Here is a 21,543-nt window from a genome sequence, read left to right on the forward strand (position 1 = left end):
ACGTGCAGCAGCACATCAACCGATCTGTTTCTGCATATTGCGCAGACGTTTTGCTTCCGGGCGCGATGGTAACCTGAGTCGGCCCATGCAACATGGGCTTTCCCGCTTTAATCACAGTATGTACTTGCTGCCCGCTCAGGTTCGCCTCAGCGGAGGAGCGGTCTGCTCTGGCACCGTGAACAAGGAGTAGCGCGCCATGCATGCCATAAGCTTCATCCAGGATCTTGCCGTAATCATGTTGGTGGCGGGCGTGGTCACCATCGTCTTTCATCGGTTGAAGCAACCGGTGGTCCTGGGTTACATCGTTGCCGGCTTCATCATCGGCCCGCACACCCCGCCATTTGGCCTCATTCACGACGAAGACACGATCAAGACCCTGGCCGAGCTTGGGGTGATCTTCCTGATGTTCTGCCTGGGCCTTGAGTTCAGCCTGCGCAAGTTGTTCAAGGTGGGTGCCACAGCATTTATTGCTGCCTTCCTGGAAATCGTCCTGATGATCTGGATCGGTTTCGAAATCGGCCGCTGGTTCGGCTGGAACACCATGGACTCGCTATTCCTCGGCGCGATCCTGGCGATTTCCTCGACCACCATCATAGTGAAAGCCCTCAATGACCTGAAGATGAAGAACGAGCGCTTCGCGCAGTTGATCTTCGGCGTGCTGATCGTCGAGGACATCCTCGGTATCGGCATCATCGCCTTGCTCTCGGGTATCGCCGTCAGCGGCTCGGTAAGCTCTGGCGAAGTCTTCTCCACAGTCGGCAAGCTGTCGCTGTTCATGATCGTGGCGTTGGTTATCGGCATTCTGCTGGTGCCGCGGCTGCTGGCTTACGTTGCCAAGTTCGAAAGCAACGAGATGCTCCTGATCACCGTGCTGGGGCTGTGCTTCGGCTTCTGCCTGCTGGTGGTCAAGCTCGAGTACAGCATGGTCCTCGGTGCGTTCCTGATCGGCGCGATCATGGCCGAGTCGCGGCAACTGCTGACGATCGAGCGCTTGATCGAGCCGGTACGCGACATGTTCAGCGCGATCTTCTTCGTGGCCATCGGCCTGATGATCGACCCGCAGGTGCTGGTCGACTACGCCTGGCCAATTGTGGTGATTACCTTTGCCGTGGTGCTGGGCAAGATGCTCTCGTGCGGCATGGGTGCGTTCATTGCCGGCAATGATGGGCGTACTTCGCTGCGGGTGGGCATGGGCCTGTCACAGATTGGCGAGTTCTCGTTCATCATCGCCGCGTTGGGCATGACCTTGCAGGTCACCAGCGACTTTCTCTACCCGGTAGCGGTGGCGGTCTCGGCGATTACCACCTTGCTTACGCCGTATCTGATTCGGGCGGCTGATCCGTTATCGATCAAGCTTGGCCAGATCATGCCCAGCCGGTTGTCGCGGGTGCTGTCGCTGTATGGCGAATGGCTGCGCAGCATCCAGCCGCAAGGTGAGGGCGCCATGCTCGCGGCGATGATCCGACGCATCCTGCTGCAGGTTGGGGTCAACCTGGCGTTGGTGATCGCGATCTTCTTTACCGGGGGCTACTTTGCCGAGCGGATCGGCCTGTGGCTGAACGAGTGGTTGGGCGATGTCAGTCAGCAGAAGGCGCTGATCTGGGGCGCCGCGCTGTTGCTGTCGCTGCCGTTCCTGATTGCGGCGTACCGCAAGCTCAAGGCGCTGTCGATGCTGTTGGCGGAGATGGGGGTCAAGCCAGAAATGGCCGGGCGGCATACGCAGCGGGTCCGGCGGGTGATCGCCGAGGTTATTCCGTTGTTGTCACTGCTGGTGATCTTCCTGCTGCTGTCGGCGTTGTCGGCGAGTATCTTGCCGACCAACGAGCTGCTGCTGGTGATCGTGGTGGTTGCTGCGGTGGTTGTCGCGGTGCTGTGGCGTTGGTTCATCCGCGTGCACACGCGGATGCAGATCGCTCTGCTCGAAACCCTGGAAAACAACCGCGATCAGGCCCACTGACATTCAACGCAATCGCGGTGCAGAGTGCGCCGCGATTGCATTGAGCCGGATCAGCTTTCCAGCCAGACGTCGCGCGCCCAGTGCCAGACCGATTCCCAGCTTTCTTCGGTGACCAGCTCTTCTTCGCCCGACCACAGCACCACGGTGCCGTCTTCTTCGACGCAGTAGTAGTTCTCGCCATCCTGACAGATCGGGATAAGCTCGCGTGGTACGCCAGCATCCCAGGCGTTGGCAGCAACTTCCGGCAGATAGGTGTGTGACTGTGGGTCGGTGACGGTGACCGGCTCCAGGCTGCCGTAGATCACATCGCTGACTGTCAGCAGATATTCCTTGAACACGAACGGAATATTGATGAACAGCTGCTCCTCGACTTCGACCAACTGATCTTCGTCAGGAAGCTCCAGGGGCACCGGCACCGGCTCATTGGCTTCACGCAGTTGTTCGATCACTTCTTCCACGGTTCACATCCTCTCGCTTGATGACAACGCTGCGGGTTATACCCTAGTAGGGCGCTCTGGCAAAAGCAAAAACCCCGGGCAAGCCCGGGGTTTTTTATGCAGCGAGCCTGGATCAGCCGTTTTGGCGGATACCGGCGACCAGCCAAGGCTGGTTGTCGCCTTGGGCGCGCTCCATGTGCCAGCTTTCGCTGAACGCCTCGCCCTGGTCGAAACGCGAGGTTTTCGACACACCGCTGAAGGTCAGGGTGGCGATGGTCTTGTCGGCGCGATCTTCGACACCGTCCAGCTGCACATCGAGGTTGTCGATGTAGGTGGACTGGAAGCCATCACCCAGGTCAGCGCGCTCGCGCTTGAGGAACTCAAGCAGTTGCGGGGTCACGAACTCGGAGATCTTGTCCATCTCGTTGGCGTCCCAGTGCTGCTGCAGCGTCTGGAAGTGGCTACGGGCGGCATTCAGGAAGCTTTGCTCGTTGAACCAGGCTGGCGCGTTGATCGCAGGTGCGGCGGCAACAGGTGCTGCAGAACCACCGAAGATCGACGGCTGCGCTGCTTGCTGGTTGTAAGCCTCACGCTGGAACGGTGCATGGCCGGCAGCAGCAACTTGTGGCTGTTGCTTGCGGCGACGCGCAGCGATGAAGCGGAACACCAGGAAGGCGATCAGGCCCATGATCAGGAAGTCCATGATCTGCATGCCCTGGAAACCGTCACCCATGAACATGGAGGCCAGCAGACCACCGGCGGCGAGGCCGGCGAGTGGGCCCAACCAGCGCGAAGCACCGCTGGCGGCGGCCGGCGCACGACCTGCAGCATTCGGTGCGGCAGCTGGAGTGTTTGGCGTAGCCTGGCGAGTCTGGTGCATAGGCGCGGCGCCCGAGCTCTTGCCGCCGCCGAAGCGTTTGGCGTTGGCGTCCAGGCTCAGCGTCAGGCCGAGGCACAGCGCCAGGGCGATGCTAAGAAAACGTTGCATAAGTGGGATATCCCCTAATTGTGGATTGCACGCGCGTCATGTTGCACATGTTGTAGCAGACATGACCAGCGGCATAATGTTTCGAGCTTTTGCCTGAACGGTCATTCCGCAACCGCTCAGGCATCCGAGTTGGCTCAGATGGCCTCGAGCTTGGCGTAACCAAGCATCAGCCATTTGCTGCCCTCGGCGAAATTCACCTGCACCCGCGCCTGAGCGCCGGAGCCCTCGAAGTTGAGGATCACGCCCTCACCAAACACCGAGTGCTGCACGCGCTGACCAAGGTTGAACGAAGTCTGCGGGATGTTGGCATTGGCAAAAATACTGCTGGCCGGCGCCTGCGAGCCACCGAACGGGCGGCTGACCGAGTTCGACAGGCGCACTTCCTGCACCAGCCCAGCGGGGATTTCGCGGACGAAGCGCGAGACCTTGTTATAGGTCTCACTGCCATACAGACGACGCGTCTCGGCGTAGGTCATGAACAGCTGGCGCATGGCCCGGGTGATGCCGACATATGCCAGTCGGCGCTCTTCGGCCAGGCGGCCAGGTTCTTCCAGGCTCATCTTGTGCGGGAACAGGCCTTCTTCCAGGCCGACCAGGAACACGTAGGGGAATTCCAGGCCCTTGGCGCTGTGCAGGGTCATCAGTTGCACGCTGTCTTCGTGCTCATCAGCCTGCGACTCACCGGCTTCCAGCGAGGCGTGGCCGAGGAAGGCCGACAGCGGCGACAGGTCGGCGTCTTCGTCGCTGCTTTCGAAGTTACGCGCAGCGCTGACCAGCTCCTCAAGGTTTTCTACCCGTGCCTGGCCCTTTTCACCTTTTTCTTCCTGATGATAGATGATCAGCCCGGACTGCTCGATGACGGTCTGGGTCATGACGTGCAGTGGCATTTCGACGGCTTTGGCGGCCAGCCCTTCGATCAACTCGATAAAGGCACCCAGCGCACTCGCGGCACGGCCTTTGAGGCCTTTGGCGGCGATCAGCTGGCACATCGCTTCCCACATCGACAGCTGCGCGTGGCGAGCGTGATCGCGGATCGCTTCAACCGTCTTTTCGCCGATGCCACGCGGTGGAACGTTGATCACCCGCTCCAGCGCGGCGTCGTTGCCACGGCCCTCGAGCAGGCGCAGGTAGGCCATGGCGTTCTTGATTTCGGCACGCTCGAAGAAGCGTTGGCCGCCGTAGATCCGGTAAGGGATGCGTTCGCGCAGCAGGGCCTCTTCAAGCACCCGCGACTGGGCGTTGGAGCGATAGAGAATGGCGATGTCGCTGCGCGCATGGCCCTGCTTGATCACGCTCTCGATCGACTCGACTACATAACGTGCCTCGTCGTGCTCGTTGTAGGCGGCGTACAAGGTCAGCGGCTCGCCTTCACCGACATCGGTCCACAGCTCTTTGCCGAGACGGTCGGTGTTGTTGGCGATCAGGGCGTTGGCGGCCTTGAGGATGCCGCCGGTGGAGCGGTAGTTCTGCTCCAGGCGGATCATCTCGGCGTCGGGGAAGTCTTCGGTGTATTGATGGATGTTCTCGATCTTGGCACCGCGCCAGCCGTAGATCGACTGGTCGTCATCGCCCACCGCCATCAGGCTGTCGCCGCCTTTGGCGAGCAGGCGCAACCAGGCGTACTGAACGGCGTTGGTGTCCTGGAACTCATCCACCAACAGGTGGCGGAAGCGCCGCTGGTAGTGCTCGAGCAGGCCCGGGTTGTCGCGCCACAGGTCCAGCGCACGCAGCAGCAGTTCGGAGAAGTCGATCACGCCGGCGCGTTCGCAAGCTTGCTCGTAAGCTTCATAAACGCTGCGCATGGTCGCCAGGAACAGATCGCCGCCCGCTTGAATGTGCTGCGGGCGCAGGCCTTCATCCTTCTGCCCATTGATGAACCACTGGGCCTGGCGCACCGGCCAGCGCTGCTCATCCAGGCCCAGCTCGCGCATCACCCGTTTGACCAGGCGCTGCTGGTCATCGCTGTCGAGAATCTGGAAGTTCTGCGCCAGCTTGGCTTCCTGCCAGTGTGCCCGCAACAAGCGGTGGGCCAGGCCGTGGAAGGTACCCACCCACATGCCGGCGGGGCTGATCCCCATCAGTTGCTCGATCCGCTGGCGCATTTCGGCGGCAGCCTTGTTGGTGAAGGTCACCGACAGGATCGAGTGCGGCGAGGCCTGTTCGACCTGGATCAACCAGGCGATACGGTGTACCAGCACGCGGGTTTTACCGGAACCGGCGCCAGCAAGCACCAGTTGACGCCCGACCTTGGCCGCTACGGCCTGGCGTTGGGCATCGTTGAGGGAATTCAGCAGGAGGGAGAGGTCGTCTGTGCGCATCCGGCCATTCTAGGTTGCTGTGGGGGGAGGGGGCAAATCTCTACTGTATAAATATTCACCTCGGGCGCCAGCCGTTCATCGGTTCTGTGATGTCGATCCGCCGGTAACGGCACTGGATGACACAGAGCAGTTTGGCCTGCGCCTTCGCTTGTGTAAGATCCGGGCAACTTTTTGTCGCCAGCCAATAACAAGAAAATGACATGACTCAGGATTGCACGGCGGTCGGCGTATTGCCGCAGATGTCGAGGAATGTGCGCAGGCAATTCGCCACTCAGCTTTCCATCGAGCGCACCCGGCTGCTGTATCAAGGCTCGCTGCTGCCTACGCTATTGATGCTGTTCAACGGCCTGCTTTGCGCGTGGCTGCTGTGGAGCCCTGGACGCTATCTGCTGCTGGGCACCTGGCTGATCTGGTTGCTGGCGCTGGCGGGGCTGCGCCTGGTGCAGGTCACCGCGTTCGACGCCGCACCGACCCAGCGCCAGGCCAGCCTGAGCTGGCGGCGGATGTTTCTGCTGGGCTCGGCGTTCAGTGGCCTGACCCTGGCCAGCGCAGCGATTGCCCTGGTGCCGGTGGCCAATTTCGTCCAGCAGGCCTGGGTGTTCGGCTTGCTTGGGGTCGCGGCGTTGTCTGCCAGCGTGTCGTATGCCGTCAGCCTGCCGGCGTTTCTCAGTTTCGCCTTGCCCTGCCTGCTGCCGCCGATTGCCTTCCTGTTCTACTTCGACGCCGGCCAGCAACGCGGCTGGGGTTGGTTGGGGCTGATTCTGCTGGGAGCGCTGATGGTGGTCGCCTGGCAGGTCCATCGGTTGGTCGATCGCAGCCTGTTACGGCGCTTTCAAAATCAGGCGCTGAACGAAGATCTGCAGCGCATCTACGCGCAAAAGGCGCTTGAAGAACAGCAACGCTTGGCGTCGTCGGTATTTGAAGCCTGCAACGACGGTATCGTGGTGCTCACGGCCGACTTCACCTTGCTTGCCGTCAACCAGGCCTACTGCCAGATGACTGGCTACTCCATTACCGAGCTGCTCGCCCGCCAGTTGCTCGAGCTGCCCTGCAGCAGCGACGCCCGACGTTATCAGCAGTCCATGGAGCATGCCCTGGCCCAGCACGGCCAATGGCAGGGCGAGCTGGTCGAAGCCCGCCGCAATGGCGAATTGTATCCCCAGTGGCTGCAACTCACAGCCGTGCGCGGAGCGTCTGGCAGGCTTAACAATATCGTCGGCTTTTTCACCGATCTGTCGGCGCGGCGCGCGTCTGAAGAGCGGCTGCGCTACCTCGCTCACTATGACGAGCTGACCGGCCTGGCCAACCGGGCGCTGTTCCGTTTGCGGGTACATGAGGCCGGCCAGCGCGCGCGGCTGAACGGTCGCAGCCTGGCCTTGCTGCACATCGACCTTGATCGCTTCAAATTGCTCAATGAAAGCCTTGGCCACGAGCTGGCCGACCAGTTGCTGAAAAAGATCGCCCAGCGGATTGCCAATGCGGTGCCCGAAGCCGACACCGTGGCGCGCCTGTCGGGCGACGAGTTTGCCGTGCTGTTTGACGGCTATAGCAACCTGTCCAGCCTCGTCCGGGTGACCACCCGCTTGCTCGACAAGCTGCGCGTGCCGTTGCGCCAGGATGATCATGAGGTGGTGATCAGTGCCTCGGTGGGCATCAGCCTGCTGTCTGACGCGGCGTTCGATGGCAATACCCTGATCAGCCAGGCGGACATGGCCAAGCGTCACGCCAAGCACCTGGGCGGTGACAACTTCCAGTTCTACACCGAGAGCCTTCGCGCCAGCACCCTGGAGCGCCTGCAGCTGGAGATTCAGCTGCGCAAGGCCATCGATGAGGGTCAGCTGTGCGTCTATTACCAACCCAAACTGTGCCTGCGCAGCGGCAAGCTGCATGCGGCCGAGGCATTGGTGCGTTGGCAGCATCCGCAACTGGGCATGGTCCCGCCCAGCGAGTTCATTGGCCTGGCCGAAGAAACCGGGTTGATCGCGCCGATGGGCGAGTTCGTTCTGCGCCAGGCCTGCCGGCAGGCGTGCCAGTGGCTGCGTGAGGGCGTGCAGGTTCGCGTCTCGGTCAACCTGTCGGTCTATCAGCTGCGCCAAGGCAAGCTGGTCAGCCTGGTGCGCCAGGTATTGGAAGAAACCGGGCTGGCGCCAGAGCAACTGGAGCTTGAGCTGACCGAGAGCCAACTGCTGGATAGCGTCGAGCACATCATCGCCATCTTCGAGCAGTTGCACGCGCTGGGGGTCAAACTGGCGATCGATGACTTCGGCACGGGCTATTCATCACTAAGTTACCTGAAGCGCTTGCCGGTGGACTACGTGAAGATCGATCAGACCTTCATCAGCGGGCTGCACGAGGGCAGTCAGGACGCCGCGATCACCCGTGCGATTATCGTCATGGCCAATAGTCTCGGTTTGAAGGTCGTGGCCGAGGGTGTCGAGACCCAGGAGCAACTGGACGTGCTCAGAGCCCAGGGTTGTGATGAGGCGCAAGGCTATCTGATCAGCAAGCCGGTGGATGCGGCAGTCTTTATAGGGTTGCTGAGCAACCCGGCCGCCGCCAGGGCTTAACTGTACCAGTGCCTGCCGTGGCGGCTGAGTAAGCTGTTGGCCAGCTCTGGCCCATTGCTGCCGGCATGGTATGGCCGCGGCGCCTGGAAGTGCTCTTCCCAGCCCTGCAGGATCGGGTCGATCCAGGCCCAGGCGGCTTCGACCTCATCGCGGCGCATGAATAGCGTCGAGTCGCCGTCGAGCACGTCCAGCAGCAAGCGCTCGTAAGCTTCCCAGCGGCGGGTCTGGCCGAACGCCTGAGCGAGGTTGAGGTTCAGCTCGACCGGCTCCAGACGCATGCCTTTGCCCGGGGTCTTGGTCATCATGCGCAGGCTGATGCGCTCATCGGGCTGGAGCTGGATCAGCAATTGATTGACCTGACCGCCGCTGAACAGCTCGTGCGGCACCGGCTTGAACTGGATGACAATCTGCGACGAGCGACGCGCCATGCGCTTGCCGGTGCGCAGGTAGAACGGCACGCCGGCCCAGCGCCAGTTGTCGATCTGCGCCTGAACGGCGACGAAGGTTTCGGTATCGCTGTCGTTGTCGACGTCTTTCTCGAAATAGTAGGCTGGCACTTCCTGGCCGCCGATATGCCCGGCGCTGTACTGGCCGCGCACGGTCTTGTCCTGCACGTCCTGGCCACTGATGGGCTTGAGCGCGCGCAGAATCTTCACCTTCTCGTCGCGCACGGCCTCGGCCTCGAACTGCGCCGGCGGCTCCATGGCGACCAGGCAGAGCAACTGCAGCAGGTGGTTCTGCAGCATGTCGCGGGTGGCGCCGGCCCGGTCGTAGTAGCCGCCGCGGCTCTCGACACCGAGGGTTTCACACACGCTGATCTGCACATGATCGACCTGGCCATTGCGCCACACCGGCTCCAGCAGGGCGTTGGCAAAACGCAGCGCCATCAGGTTCTGCACGGTCTCTTTGCCCAGGTAATGATCGATGCGGAACACCTGCGATTCGGCGAACACTTCACCAATGGCCTGGTTGATCGCGGTAGCCGACTGCAGCGAGTGGCCGATGGGTTTTTCCAGCACGATGCGCGCTTCATGGTCGGCCAACCCGGCGATGCGCAGGTGGGTGGCGATCGGTACGAACAGGTGCGGCGCCGTGGCCAGATAGAACACTCGGGTCAGCCCGCCAGGCTCGCCCAGATAGCGTGCCAGGCGGCCGAAGTCGGCACTCTGCGAGGCGTCCATGGCGAAGTAGTCGAGCCGCGCGCAGAAGCGCCGCCACACCTCTTCATCGAAGTCGTTGCGGGCGATCTGCACCCGGCAATGGCGTTCGGCGAGCTTGAGGAAGTCGTCGCGGTGCAGGTTGCGCCGTGCCAGCGCGATGATCCGTACGGCATTGTGCAGGCGCGCCTCGCGGTACAGGTGATAGAGCGCCGGCAGCAGTTTGTGCAGGGCCAGATCACCGGTGCCGCCAAAGACCAGAATGTCGCAAGGAATCGTCAAGCCACCACTCTCCACGTTCGTTTAACTGGGCGCTTTGCCGGTCATGTAGTATAACTACAAGAAAGCTACATCCCCGGCCAGTCGATCATAACCGAGTCCAGCCCGTGAATCTGTTGCACCATATCGCCCAATCGCGCCACTTGCTGCGTAAATCGGAACTGAAAGTAGCCGACCATGTGCTGCTGGACCCCGCTGCCGTCATGCACAGCTCGATGGCCGACCTTGCCCACAACGTCGGTATCAGCGAGCCGACCATAGTGAGGTTTTGCCGGGCGATTGGCTGTTCAGGGTTTCAGGATCTGAAGCTGAAACTGGCGCAGAGCCTGGCTGCTGGTGCCAGTTTTGGTCAGTTCGCGATCCACGAAGACGACTCGGTTGCCGACTACAGCCTGAAGATTTTCGACACCACCCTGCATACCCTGATGGAGGTGCGCGAGCAGCTCGATCCGGAGGCCTTGCAGCGTGCTGTGGCAGCCATGGCCCAGGCCCAGCGGGTTGAGTTCTACGGCTTTGGAGCATCTGGCGCGGTCGCGGCCGACGCCCAGCACAAGTTCTTCCGCCTGCTGCTCAGCGCGGCGGCGTATTCCGACCCGCACATGCAGGCGATGTCGGCGGTAACCCTCAAGCCCGGTGACGTGGCGGTGTGCATCTCGCAGTCGGGGCGCTCCAAGGACTTGCTGATCACGGCCAATCTGGTCCGTGAAAGCGGCGCTAACCTGATCACCCTGTGCCCAAGCCAGACACCGTTGGCCGAGTTATCCACAGTCAATCTGGCCATCGACGTGCACGAAGACACCGAGATCTACACCCCGCTGACCTCGCGGATTGCCCACCTGGTGGTGATCGACGTGCTGGCCATGGGCGTGGCCATGGCGCGCGGGCCGAGCCTGGTCAACCACCTCAAGAGCGTCAAGCGCAGCTTGCGCAGCCTGCGTCTGTCGCCCAAGTCGATCAAGGCCATGGACGACTGACCAGAAAAGTTAATCGAGCTGTCACCTCACGGTAAACCAGCCCGGTCAGTCTGAAGCTCCCCGCACTCGCTCAGGGAGACAGGCATGACTCGTGACTTCGATGGCTCGTTTCAACCCAACGCCAAAGCGCGCAAACAACAGCAGAAGGATCAGCGCCGGATGGAATTCCGCCGGGCGATCGAAAGCTACTCAGAGCAACGGCAACTGCTGCGCGAAATCGCCGATTATTCCGAACTGAGGGATATCACGGTGTGGCAGGTACTGCCGGGGGCGTCGCCGAAAAACGCTCCACAAGCCCACTGATCAACGCACGTTCGCTGCGGATGAACGCTAGAAACGCTAGGGCAACCGGCGACTGACGCTTGGCTTTGGCCTGCACTACACACCAGCTGCGGTACAGCGGCAGCTCTTCCACTGGCAGCTCCTTGAGCCTGCCAGTGGCCAGTTCCAGGCGCAGCGCATGGCGGGTCAGCAGGGCAATGCCGAGGCCGGCGCTAACGCACTCGCGCTGCGCTTCTGCCGAGGCTACCTCGAGGGTCTGGGTGAAGTGCACGCGCTTGTCCTTGAAGTATTCTTCGCAGGCTTTGCGCGTGCCTGAGCCCTGCTCGCGGATCAGCAGCGTATGCGGCTCCAGGTCTTGCAGGCGCAGCGTGTCGAGCTTGCACAGCGGGTGATCCGGCGGCGCCACGGCAACGATCGGGTTGTTCAGAAACGGCAGAAACTCAAGGCCCATGTCCTGCGGCACCATCGACATGATGATCAAGTCGTCGCGGTTATCCGACAGGCGCCGGATCACCTGCGCCCGGTTGACCACGGTGAGGGTCAGGTTGACCTCGGGGTGACGCTCCTTGAAGGCCGCGAACAAGTGCGGCACGAAGTACTTGGCGCTGGACTCGACGGCCAGTTTCAGCTGCCCTTGCAGCGAGCCCTGCATGTCCGACAGTTGCATGTCGAGGTTTTCCAGGCGGCCGAAGATGTCGCGGCTGGCGCGCTGCAACGCCTCGGCGGCTTCGGTCAGGTACAGCTTCTTGCCGACATACTCGAACAATGGCTGGCCAACCAGCTCTTCCAGCTGGCGGATCTGTAGACTTACGGCGGGTTGCGTCAACGACATCTCTTCGGCAGCGCGGCTGTAAGAGCGCAAATCGCACACCTCATTGAAGATCTGCAGCTGACGCAATGTCATACGCATCAATGACTTACGCATTTTCCCCACCGTTTGGCAAAACCTTGTTACCGAACTATAAGCTTTTGCTAATGCTGCCCCTAACAAATATTGATTTTTGTTTATCGTGCGCTGGCGCTAGGGTGAATGTGCGACTGGCCAGCAGCGTCTGGCCGCGCCGAGCGGTAGAACCGGCTCGTATGTTCCAACGGCTTTGGGAAGAATCCAGTGATAAAAAAAATCCTGATCGCCAACCGGGGTGAAATTGCAGTTCGGATCGTGCGTGCCTGCGCTGAAATGGGCATTCGTTCGGTGGCGATCTATTCCGACGCCGACCGGCATGCGCTGCACGTCAAGCGTGCAGATGAGGCTCACAGCATCGGTGCCGAGCCACTGGCTGGCTACCTGAACCCGCGCAAGCTGGTCAACCTGGCGGTCGAGACCGGTTGTGATGCACTGCATCCTGGCTATGGTTTTCTCTCCGAGAACGCTGAGCTGGCAGAGATCTGCGCCGAGCGTGGGATCAAGTTCATTGGCCCCTCGGCGGATGTGATTCGGCGCATGGGCGACAAGACCGAAGCGCGCCGGACCATGATCCAGGCCGGTGTCCCGGTCACCCCCGGCACCGAGGGTAACGTGGCGGATATCCACGAGGCGCTCAACGAAGGTGAGCGCATTGGCTACCCGGTCATGCTCAAGGCAACCTCCGGTGGTGGCGGCCGTGGTATCCGTCGCTGCAACAGCCGCGAAGAGCTCGAGCAGGCCTTTCCCCGGGTGATCTCCGAAGCCACCAAGGCCTTCGGCTCGGCTGAAGTATTCCTGGAAAAGTGCATCGTCAACCCCAAGCACATCGAGGCGCAGATCCTTGGCGACAGCTTTGGCAATGTGGTGCACCTGTTCGAGCGTGACTGCTCGATCCAGCGCCGCAACCAGAAGCTCATCGAAATCGCCCCCAGCCCGCAGCTGACCCCGGAGCAACGCGCCTACATTGGCGATCTGGCGGTGCGCGCGGCCAAGGCGGTGGATTACGAGAACGCCGGAACCGTGGAGTTTCTGCTCGCTGATGGCGAGGTGTACTTCATGGAGATGAACACCCGGGTCCAGGTCGAACACACCATTACCGAAGAAATCACCGGTATCGATGTGGTCCGCGAGCAGATCCGCATCGCCTCCGGCCTGCCGCTGTCGGTCAAGCAGGAAGACATCCAGCACCGCGGCTACGCGTTGCAGTTCCGGATCAACGCCGAAGACCCGAAAAACAACTTCCTGCCAAGCTTTGGCAAGATCACCCGTTACTACGCCCCGGGCGGCCCGGGCGTGCGCACCGATACGGCGATCTACACCGGCTACACCATCCCGCCGTACTACGACTCGATGTGCCTGAAGCTGGTGGTCTGGGCACTGACCTGGGAAGAAGCCATGGACCGCGGCCTGCGCGCCCTGGACGACATGCGCCTGCAGGGGGTGAAAACCACCGCCGCGTACTACCAGGAAATCCTGCGTAACCCGGAATTCCGTAGCGGCCAGTTCAATACCAGCTTCGTTGAAAGCCACCCTGAACTGACCAACTACTCGATCAAGCGCAAACCCGAAGAGCTGGCCCTGGCCATCGCCGCCGCCATCGCCGCCCACGCAGGCCTGTGAGGAATACAACAATGTCCAAGAAAATCCACGTAACCGACACAATCCTGCGCGACGCCCACCAGTCCCTGCTGGCCACGCGCATGCGTACCGAAGACATGCTGCCGATCTGCGAAAAGCTCGACAAGGTTGGCTACTGGTCACTGGAAGTGTGGGGCGGCGCAACCTTCGACGCCTGCGTGCGCTTCCTCAAGGAAGACCCGTGGGAGCGCCTGCGCCAGCTGCGAGCGGCATTGCCCAACACCCGCCTGCAGATGCTGCTGCGCGGGCAGAACCTGCTCGGCTATCGTCATTACAGTGATGACGTGGTCAAGGCCTTCGTGGCCAAGGCAGCGGTCAACGGCATCGACGTGTTCCGTATCTTCGACGCCATGAACGACGTGCGTAACCTGCGCGTGGCAATCGAAGCGGTCAAGGCTGCCGGCAAGCATGCGCAGGGCACCATTGCCTACACCGTCAGCCCGGTGCACACCATCGACGCCTTCGTGGCCCAGGCCAAGCAGATGGAAGCCATGGGTTGCGACTCGGTCGCGATCAAGGACATGGCCGGCCTGCTGACGCCGTTCGCTACTGGCGAGCTGGTCAAGGCGCTCAAGGCCGAGCAGTCGCTGCCGGTATTCATCCACTCCCATGACACCGCTGGCCTGGCCGCGATGTGCCAGCTCAAGGCTGTGGAAAACGGCGCCGACCATATCGACACGGCGATCTCCAGCTTCGCCTGGGGCACCAGCCATCCGGGTACCGAGTCGATGGTCGCTGCGCTCAAGGGCAGCGAGTTCGACACTGGCCTGGACCTGCAACTGCTGCAGGAAATCGGCTTGTACTTCTATGCCGTGCGCAAGAAGTACCACCAGTTCGAGAGCGAATTCACCGCGGTCGACACCCGTGTGCAGGTCAACCAGGTCCCTGGCGGGATGATTTCCAACCTGGCCAACCAGCTCAAGGAGCAGGGCGCCCTCAACCGCATGAACGAAGTGCTGGCAGAGATCCCGCGGGTTCGTGAAGACCTCGGCTTCCCACCGCTGGTGACCCCGACCTCGCAGATCGTCGGTACTCAGGCGTTTTTCAACGTGCTCGCCGGCGAGCGCTACAAGACCATTACCAATGAGGTCAAACTGTACCTGCAAGGCGGCTACGGCAAGGCTCCGGGTGTGGTCAACGAACAGCTGCGCCGCCAGGCCATCGGTAGCGAAGAAGTCATCGATGTACGCCCGGCCGACCTGCTCAAGCCCGAGATGACCAAGCTGCGTGCCGACATTGGTGCCCTGGCACAAAGCGAAGAAGACGTGCTGACCTTTGCCATGTTCCCGGACATCGGGCGTAAGTTCCTCGAAGAGCGCGCGGCCGGCACCCTGACTCCTGAAGTGCTCCTGCCAATCCCTGAGGCTGGCGCAGTGGCTGCCCCTGGCGGCGAAGGCGTGCCTACCGAGTTCGTCATCGACGTACACGGCGAGACCTATCGTGTCGACATCACCGGTGTCGGCGTCAAGGCCGAGGGCAAGCGTCACTTCTACCTGTCGATCGACGGCATGCCGGAGGAAGTGGTATTCGAGCCGCTCAACGATTTCGTTGGCGGTGGCGGCAGCAAGCGCAAGCAGGCCAGCGGGCCGGGCCATGTCAGCACCAGCATGCCGGGCAACATCGTCGATGTGCTGGTCAAGGAAGGCGATGTGGTCAAGGCCGGCCAGGCGGTGCTGATTACCGAGGCGATGAAGATGGAGACCGAAGTGCAGGCGCCTATCGCCGGCAAGGTTGTGGCCATCCATGTTGCCAAGGGCGACCGGGTTACACCAGGCGAGATTCTGATCGAGATCGAGGGCTGAGCAAGGCCTTCATCTACAAGCGGTTAACCTCATTGGGGAGCGGATAGCTCCCCTTTTTTTATCCACTTTCAGCGCTGATAGCCTTTGCCGAAGTAGCGCTCAAGCCGCGCCTGCACCAGTTCCAGCATGATCGACAGCACCCAATAGATCACCGCCGCCGTCGTCAGCATTTCCAGGTACCGGTAGCTGGAACGCCCATACGACTGCGCCAGAAACATCACTTCCCAAACCCCCATCACCGAAATCAGCGACGAATCCTTGAGCATCGAGATGAACTGGTTGGCGCTCGGCGGGATGATCGTGCGCATCGCCTGCGGCAAGGTGATATGCCAGAAGATCGCTGCCGGACGCATGCCCAGAGCGAGTGCCGCCTGGCGTTGGCCGAGCGCTACGCCGATGATCCCGGCGCGGAAGATCTCGCTCAGGTAAGCACCATAGTTCAGCGACAGGGCGATGATCCCCGCAGCAATCGCCCCCGGCACCAGCCCCAACTGCGGCAGGCCGAGGTAGATCAGCAGAATCTGGATCAGCAACGGCGTGCCGCGGAAGAACGACGTGTAGAAGCTGGCTACGCCAAACAGCACCGCGCTTGGCGACAGTCGCGCCAGCGCTGCGGCAAAGCCCAACAGCACCGACACCAGCATCGAGCACAGGCACAGGAACAACGTCAGCGCCGCGCCCTGCAGGAAGCCGTTCGGGCCCAGCTTGAAGCCCGCCAGATTGGGGAACTTGTCGACGATGATCGCGAAATTCAGGTCAAAGCTGAGAAAGAAGCCGACAAACAGCAGCAGCAACACCAGCCACGTCAGGTACAGCCGTGTGCGAAAGCCGAACAGGCGCAAGGCGGTTTTACCTACCGGCTTGGGAGCGGGTTGATGAGCGTTCATTTACTGATGTCAGCGCCGATCCATTTCTGTGACAGCTTGGCCAGCGTGCCATCGGCTTTCAGCTCGGCAAACACCTGACGCACCTTGGCGTCCCACTCCGGGTCGCCTTTTTCGATGGCCACCGAGTTGGGCTCTTCATACAGTGGCGCGCCGGCCAGCTTGAAGCGCTTGTCCTGATTCAGACGCGGTTGCGCGGTCACCAGGTTGGTGAGGATTGCATCCAGGCGTACGCCGGCACCCAGGCCGAGGTCCTGGAAAGCGACGTTGTCGGTGTCATACGGGGCAATCTGGACGAACTCGAACGGGTACTCCAGCTTTTGCTCTTCGGCGCCCTCGATCACCAGGTTCTTGTTCAGGTAGCTCTCGTAGCTGGAGGCGCTGGTCAGGCCGACCTTGCGCCCTTCGAGGTCCTTGGCTGAATGAATGCGATCATCCTTGGCATTGACCACGATCACCGCCGGCGAGGCGTAGTATTCAACCGGGAAGTCGAACACTTCAGCGCGGGCCTTGCTCGGCGTCATCGAGCAGATGCACAGGTCATAGCGACCGCTCCAGCGGCCGGCGGCGATTACATCCCAGGACGGTGTTTCCAGGCGCAGCTTGACCCCAAGTTTCTGTGCGACCGCCTTGGCGACGTCGACGTCAAAACCGTCGAGCTGGTTCTGGTCATTCAAGAAAGAGAACGGCGGATAGCTCTCCATCAATACGTTGACGACTTCCTTGCGCGACTCGACGCGGTCCAGGGTGGCACCGGCAAAGGCAGAGGTAGCGCTCAAGGCCAGCAGGCCCGCGCAAAGCAAGGAAGGTAAACGCATAAGGACACCTGCAAAAAGGTTGTTAAAAAAACGCTGATGGTTATTTAATAGTTATAAGTTTTACATCACTAGTGAATAATATTCATATCAATATAAGCGGAAGTTATATGGCCGAGCGAGCGTTGGAAATTCTTGATGGCGGTATGGGTCGGGAGCTGCAGCGCCGTGGCGCGCCGTTCCGCCAGCCAGAGTGGTCTGCACTGGCCTTGAGCGAGGCGCCAGAAGCAGTGATCGCCGTGCACACTGCCTACATCGAGGCCGGTGCTGGGGTGATTACCAGCAACAGTTATGCGGTAGTGCCATTCCACATTGGTGAAGAGCGCTTCGCCAATGAAGGCTTTGCTCTGGCCGCCACTGCTGGTCAGCTGGCGCGCACGGCTGCCGATGCCAGCGAGCGTGCGGTGAAGGTAGCTGGTTCGTTGCCGCCGCTGTTCGGCTCGTATCGCCCGGACTTGTACGAGCCAGAGCGCGTCAGCGAAGTGCTGTTACCGCTGGTAGTCGGCCTAGCGCCGTATGTCGACCTGTGGTTGGCCGAAACGCAAAGCGCGATCATCGAAGTACAGTCGATTGCCCGGCAGCTGCCGGCGGACGGCAAGCCGCTGTGGGTGTCGTTCACGTTGCAGGATGAAGACGTCGGTGACGTGCCGACCCTGCGTTCCGGTGAGACCGTGACCCAGGCCGCCGAAGCGGTCGCGGAGCTGGGCGTGGCGGCGCTGCTGTTCAACTGCAGCCAGCCAGAAGTGATCGGCGCCGCCGTCGACGCCGCCCGTGCGGTATTCGAGCGCCTGGGCGCTGATATTGCCATCGGTGCCTACGCCAACGCCTTCCCGCCGCAGCCCAAGGATGCCACCGCCAACGACGGCCTCGACGAGCTGCGCGATGATCTCGACCCACCGGGCTACCTGAGCTGGGCGCAGGACTGGCGTCAGCGCGGTGCAAGCCTGCTCGGCGGTTGCTGCGGCATCGGTCCGGAGCATATCGCCGAGCTGAAAAACAACCTGAGCTGATTCAGCTCGGGTTGCGACAGGCTTCCAGCGTCTGCGCTTGACCTTCTGGGCGCTGGTTGTCGGCACTCAGCCAACGCTCAAAGCCTGCCGCAACGGTGGGCCATTCGTCATCGGTGATCGAGTACCAGGCCGTGTCGCGGTTCTGGCCCTTGATCACCATGTGCTGGCGGAACACCCCTTCAAAGACAAAACCGAAACGCTCCGCCGCGCGCTTGGAGCGGGCATTGGCGTTGTTGCACTTCCATTCCAGGCGACGGTTGCCCAGGGCGAAACCCAGCTTGCCGAGCAGATAGACCGCCTCGCTACCTTTGGGCGTGCGCTGCATCGCGCCAGCAAAGGCGATGTGGCCGATCTCGATGCGGCCGTGGTCCGGCACGATCGACATCAAACTGAGAATGCCCTGTACCTGGCCACTGGCGCGGTCGATGACGCTATAGAACAGCGGGTCGCGGCTGGCCGCGTTGCCGTCCAGCCAGCGATCAAAGCTCGCTCGCTCGCTGAACGGGCCGTAAGGCAGGTAATCCCACAGCGTCGGATCTGCCTCGGGGCCCTGCAGCACATCCCACAAGTCATCGCCGTGGCGAGCCGGGTCGAGCTTTTCCAGGCGGATGAAGCGGCCCTCGATCGGCTCGGCTTGCGGAGCTGTCGCGGGTTTCCAGTTACTTGGCTGACTCATCTACGGCTCCTGTCTTACAGCGTTTGCCGGAATTGGATAAAGCCTGGGCGTTCGGCCACCTGTTCGTACAGCTTGATGGCAGTGGCATTGGTCTCGTGGGTCATCCAATAGACCTTGCAGCAACCGACAGCCTTGGCGGTACTGTGCACATGCTCGATCAGCTGGCGGCCGATACCCAGGCCGCGCTGGCTGCCGTCGACGTAGAGATCTTGCAGGTAGCAGGCGTCGCTGACGCTCCAGTTGGTACGATGATAGATCCAGTTGACCATGCCCACTGCCTTGCCATCGACCCAGGCCAGCGCCGAGTGGGTGGGCTGCTGAGGATCGAGTTGGCGCTGCCAGGTTACCGCACTGACTTCGTCGGCCAGCGCGGTTTCATAAAAGCGCAGATAGGCCTGCCACAGTGGCAGCCAGGCAGCGTGGTCGTCGGCTGTGACGGGGCGGATAATAACGGCTGGCATGGGTGATTCCTTCACAGTGGCCGCATCTGCGCGGCGAGTTGGTTGTCTTGCGGGTCGCTGCTGCTGGCCAGGCCGTTGCGCACGCCTGCGACATCTTCGGCGGAGCGGTTCTGGCTAAGCTTGCGTGCGCCCTGTATGCGGGTAATCGGCAAGCGAAAACCGACGATGGCGCGCAACATGCCTTCGATGTAGTCGCTTGGCGCATCGCTGACCTGCCAGGGCGTGTCGCGGCCTTGTTCGTGGCGGTCGGTCAGGCGGCTGACGATGTCGAGCAGGGCGGCGCTATCCTCGATCACTTCAGCGCTGCCGTAGGCATGCACGGCCAGGTAGTTCCAGGTCGGCACTACCTTGTGCGTGGCGGCTTTGCTTGGATAGAAGCTTGGGCTGACATAAGCATCGGCGCCGGCAAACACCAGCAGTGCTTCGCTGCCTTGTTGCAACTCCTGCCACTGGCGGTTGGCCCGGGCCAGGTGGCCATAAACCGTGCCGTACTCACCTTCGCCGGTGTCGATCAGCACCGGGATATGGCTGGCAAGCAAACCCTGTTCGCCGTGGGTGACGAGTACAGCCAGGCGGGTTTCCCGCATTTGTTGCTGCAAGCGCTGTAGATCATGTTCTTGATGGGGTTTGCTGTTGTACATGGCGGGATCCTTGTGCAATGGCTCTATCCTAGGCAGGCTATTGGCTCAGGTTAAGAGCCATTACTGACTGTTTTCATAGGTCCAATGCCATGCGTGATCAGCCGCTTGCACTGCCGTTCGACCCGGCCGGAATCGTGCTCGACCGTGGTCGGGGTCTCAGCCTGCAGTTGTATCAGGCGTTGCGCGCGAGGGTGCTGGATGGGCGTCTGAGCAGTGGCACCCGGCTCCCGGCCAGCCGCGATCTGGCCAAGGTGCTGGCGCTGTCGCGCAATAGCGTGATGCGCGCCTACGACCAGTTGTACGCCGAGGGATACATTGAAACTCGGGTAGGAGATGGCACTTATGTCAGCCGTCTGCCAAAACTGTCCACAGAAGTATCCACAGGGTTATACCCTGGGTTATCAACAGGTTTATCCACAATTGTGCATAAAAGCACTGAGGATTTATCCAGCAATGCGTCTTCCAGCGTGCCGCTGGATCGTCTGAAAAATCATCATCTGCCCATGCCCCGCAATGGTCCTCCCCGTGCGTTTCGGGTCGGCGTGCCCGCGTTCGATCTGTTCCCTTTCGACGTCTGGGCCAAGCTGCATGCGGGTTTCTGGCGTAATCCCGATCCAGCTCGGCTTGGCTATGGTGACCCGGCTGGGGAACTGCAGCTGCGCGAACTGATCGCCGCTTACCTGCGCCAATCAAGGGGCATCAGCTGCACGGCTGGGCAAATAGTGATCACCAGTGGTGCACAGCAGGCGATAACCCTTTGTGCACAGCTGCTGGTGCAGCCTGGCCAGGCCGTAGCTGTGGAAAACCCTGGCTACCGGGCGGCAGGGCACGCCTTTGCCATTGCGGGCGGTCAGGTCAAGGGAGTTCCAGTGGATGCCGAGGGCCTGGATTGCGCCAGGCTCGAGCAGCTACTGGATTGCCGCGTGGCCTATGTCACGCCGGCTCATCAATACCCCACCGGCGTCACCATGAGCCTCGCCCGGCGCCTGCAATTGCTGGCCTGGGCCGAGCGCAGCGACGGTTGGATCATCGAGGACGATTACGACGGCGAGTACCGCTACAGCGGCGCACCGCTGGCGCCCTTGGCTGCGCTGGATCAGCAGGGGCGTGTGTTGTACGTAGGCACCTTTGGCAAGATTGCCTTCCCAGCCTTGCGGTTGGGGTATCTGGTGTTGCCGCAGAGCTTGGTCGAGCCCTTCAGCCAGGCCCGTGCGCTGGCGGTGCGTCATTCGGAGGTAGGTACGCAGTCGGTAATGGCGCAGTTCATGGCGTTGGGGCATTTCCAGCGCCATATCCGGCGCATGCGGCGGGCGGCACTGAGCCGGCGCGATGTGCTCAAGGCCGGTTGGCCGACCACCGTTGCGGGCTTGGGTACCATGCCGGAAGTGGCGGCAGGACTGCACGTGATGGTGCCTGTGGATAACTTCGCCCGAGAGCAGGAGCTGGTGGTATTGGCGGAGGCGGCGGGGGTAGAGGTTAATCCGCTGAGCGGCTATTGGCTGGCAGACAGCGATGAACCTGTGGATAACCGCGCAGGGCTGGTGCTCGGCTTTGCCGCAGTCCCGGAAGCGCAGATTGCAGACGCCGTGATGCGCCTGCGCAAGGCCTGGCGCTAGTAGCCGAATCGCGGATCCGCTATGCGAGCCTCAACAGCCTGCTAGAGAGTGCACGCAAGCCCTTGTAGGAGCGGCCTTGTGTCGCGAAAGGGTCGCGGAGCGGCCCCAATTTTTCAGCTTCGCCGCTTACATCG

At 61.6% G+C, this 21,543-nt stretch carries 18 protein-coding genes; 8 read left to right on the top strand and 10 right to left on the bottom strand.

Annotation, left to right across the window (positions count from 1 at the left end):
* Positions 1 to 196 precede the first annotated feature (196 nt).
* Positions 197 to 1,957: a cation:proton antiporter gene (locus FW789_RS17510; protein ID WP_186700303.1), complete on the top strand. Its 1,761-nt coding sequence runs from the start codon at positions 197 to 199 to the stop codon at positions 1,955 to 1,957.
* 50 nt (positions 1,958 to 2,007) lie between these two features.
* Here the strand turns inward: FW789_RS17510 and FW789_RS17515 are convergent, their stop codons facing one another.
* The 3 genes from FW789_RS17515 to uvrD form a co-directional block, all read right to left on the bottom strand.
* Positions 2,008 to 2,415, bottom strand: coding sequence for an SMI1/KNR4 family protein (locus tag FW789_RS17515; protein ID WP_101322819.1), 408 nt, complete (start codon positions 2,413 to 2,415; stop codon positions 2,008 to 2,010).
* A 112-nt stretch (positions 2,416 to 2,527) separates the two neighbouring features.
* On the bottom strand, positions 2,528 to 3,382 hold the full coding sequence (locus FW789_RS17520; protein ID WP_103435516.1) for a Tim44 domain-containing protein: 855 nt from the start codon (positions 3,380 to 3,382) through the stop codon (positions 2,528 to 2,530).
* Positions 3,383 to 3,516: 134 nt separating this feature from the next.
* A complete protein-coding gene (uvrD, locus tag FW789_RS17525) occupies positions 3,517 to 5,700 on the bottom strand; it encodes a DNA helicase II (protein WP_103435517.1) in 2,184 nt (727 codons plus the stop codon).
* A gap of 200 nt (positions 5,701 to 5,900) precedes the next feature.
* On the opposite strand from uvrD, the gene FW789_RS17530 reads away from it, so the two are divergent.
* Positions 5,901 to 8,267: a putative bifunctional diguanylate cyclase/phosphodiesterase gene (locus FW789_RS17530; RefSeq protein WP_446431797.1), complete on the top strand. Its 2,367-nt coding sequence runs from the start codon at positions 5,901 to 5,903 to the stop codon at positions 8,265 to 8,267.
* Here the strand turns inward: FW789_RS17530 and zwf are convergent.
* Entirely contained in the window at positions 8,264 to 9,706 is a 1,443-nt protein-coding gene (gene zwf, locus FW789_RS17535) for a glucose-6-phosphate dehydrogenase (RefSeq protein WP_101322823.1), read from the bottom strand. The genes FW789_RS17530 and zwf overlap by 4 nt on opposite strands.
* A gap of 104 nt (positions 9,707 to 9,810) precedes the next feature.
* Between zwf and hexR the strand changes: the two genes are divergently transcribed.
* Together hexR and FW789_RS17545 are read left to right on the top strand one after the other, a co-directional pair.
* A complete protein-coding gene (gene hexR / locus FW789_RS17540) occupies positions 9,811 to 10,677 on the top strand; it encodes a transcriptional regulator HexR (RefSeq protein WP_101322824.1) in 867 nt (288 codons plus the stop codon).
* Positions 10,678 to 10,761: 84 nt separating this feature from the next.
* A complete protein-coding gene (locus FW789_RS17545; RefSeq protein WP_101322825.1) occupies positions 10,762 to 10,980 on the top strand; it encodes a PA3496 family putative envelope integrity protein in 219 nt (72 codons plus the stop codon).
* Here the strand turns inward: FW789_RS17545 and FW789_RS17550 are convergent.
* Positions 10,922 to 11,869, bottom strand: coding sequence for a LysR family transcriptional regulator (locus FW789_RS17550; RefSeq protein ID WP_181003831.1), 948 nt, complete (start codon positions 11,867 to 11,869; stop codon positions 10,922 to 10,924). The genes FW789_RS17545 and FW789_RS17550 overlap by 59 nt on opposite strands.
* Positions 11,870 to 12,070: 201 nt before the next feature.
* Between FW789_RS17550 and FW789_RS17555 the strand changes: the two genes are divergently transcribed.
* Positions 12,071 to 13,486: an acetyl-CoA carboxylase biotin carboxylase subunit gene (locus FW789_RS17555; RefSeq protein WP_101322827.1), complete on the top strand. Its 1,416-nt coding sequence runs from the start codon at positions 12,071 to 12,073 to the stop codon at positions 13,484 to 13,486.
* Positions 13,487 to 13,497: 11 nt separating this feature from the next.
* Positions 13,498 to 15,306, top strand: coding sequence for a sodium-extruding oxaloacetate decarboxylase subunit alpha (gene oadA / locus FW789_RS17560; protein WP_101322828.1), 1,809 nt, complete (start codon positions 13,498 to 13,500; stop codon positions 15,304 to 15,306).
* A 68-nt stretch (positions 15,307 to 15,374) separates the two neighbouring features.
* Here the strand turns inward: oadA and FW789_RS17565 are convergent, their stop codons facing one another.
* On the bottom strand, positions 15,375 to 16,193 hold the full coding sequence (locus tag FW789_RS17565) for an amino acid ABC transporter permease (protein WP_101322829.1): 819 nt from the start codon (positions 16,191 to 16,193) through the stop codon (positions 15,375 to 15,377).
* Positions 16,190 to 17,008 carry an ABC transporter substrate-binding protein gene (locus tag FW789_RS17570; protein ID WP_101322830.1) on the bottom strand — a complete coding sequence of 273 codons (819 nt, stop codon included), beginning with the start codon at positions 17,006 to 17,008 and terminating at the stop codon, positions 16,190 to 16,192. The genes FW789_RS17565 and FW789_RS17570 overlap by 4 nt, the downstream gene beginning before the upstream one ends.
* Before the next feature lie 107 nt (positions 17,009 to 17,115).
* Here FW789_RS17570 and FW789_RS17575 point away from each other — a divergent pair, with 107 nt between their 5' ends.
* The gene (locus tag FW789_RS17575) at positions 17,116 to 18,015 is read left to right on the top strand and encodes a homocysteine S-methyltransferase family protein (RefSeq protein WP_446431798.1); all 900 of its coding nucleotides are present in this window, start codon (positions 17,116 to 17,118) and stop codon (positions 18,013 to 18,015) included.
* 1 nt (position 18,016) lies between these two features.
* Here FW789_RS17575 and FW789_RS17580 read toward each other — a convergent pair whose 3' ends face one another.
* The 3 genes from FW789_RS17580 to FW789_RS17590 are packed head-to-tail and all read right to left on the bottom strand — an operon-like array spanning position 18,017 to position 19,793.
* Positions 18,017 to 18,691, bottom strand: coding sequence for a GNAT family N-acetyltransferase (locus FW789_RS17580; protein ID WP_103435524.1), 675 nt, complete (start codon positions 18,689 to 18,691; stop codon positions 18,017 to 18,019).
* Between the two features lie 14 nt (positions 18,692 to 18,705).
* The gene (locus FW789_RS17585; protein ID WP_446431799.1) at positions 18,706 to 19,152 is read right to left on the bottom strand and encodes an N-acetyltransferase family protein; all 447 of its coding nucleotides are present in this window, start codon (positions 19,150 to 19,152) and stop codon (positions 18,706 to 18,708) included.
* Positions 19,153 to 19,163: 11 nt separating this feature from the next.
* Positions 19,164 to 19,793, bottom strand: a complete 630-nt coding sequence (locus tag FW789_RS17590) for an FMN-binding negative transcriptional regulator (protein ID WP_186700313.1) — start codon at positions 19,791 to 19,793, stop codon at positions 19,164 to 19,166.
* A gap of 89 nt (positions 19,794 to 19,882) precedes the next feature.
* Here FW789_RS17590 and pdxR point away from each other — a divergent pair, with 89 nt between their 5' ends.
* Positions 19,883 to 21,409: a MocR-like pyridoxine biosynthesis transcription factor PdxR gene (pdxR, locus tag FW789_RS17595; protein ID WP_446431800.1), complete on the top strand. Its 1,527-nt coding sequence runs from the start codon at positions 19,883 to 19,885 to the stop codon at positions 21,407 to 21,409.
* Positions 21,410 to 21,543: the final 134 nt, after the last annotated feature.

Source organism: Pseudomonas sp. 1121_17, assembly GCF_052850745.1.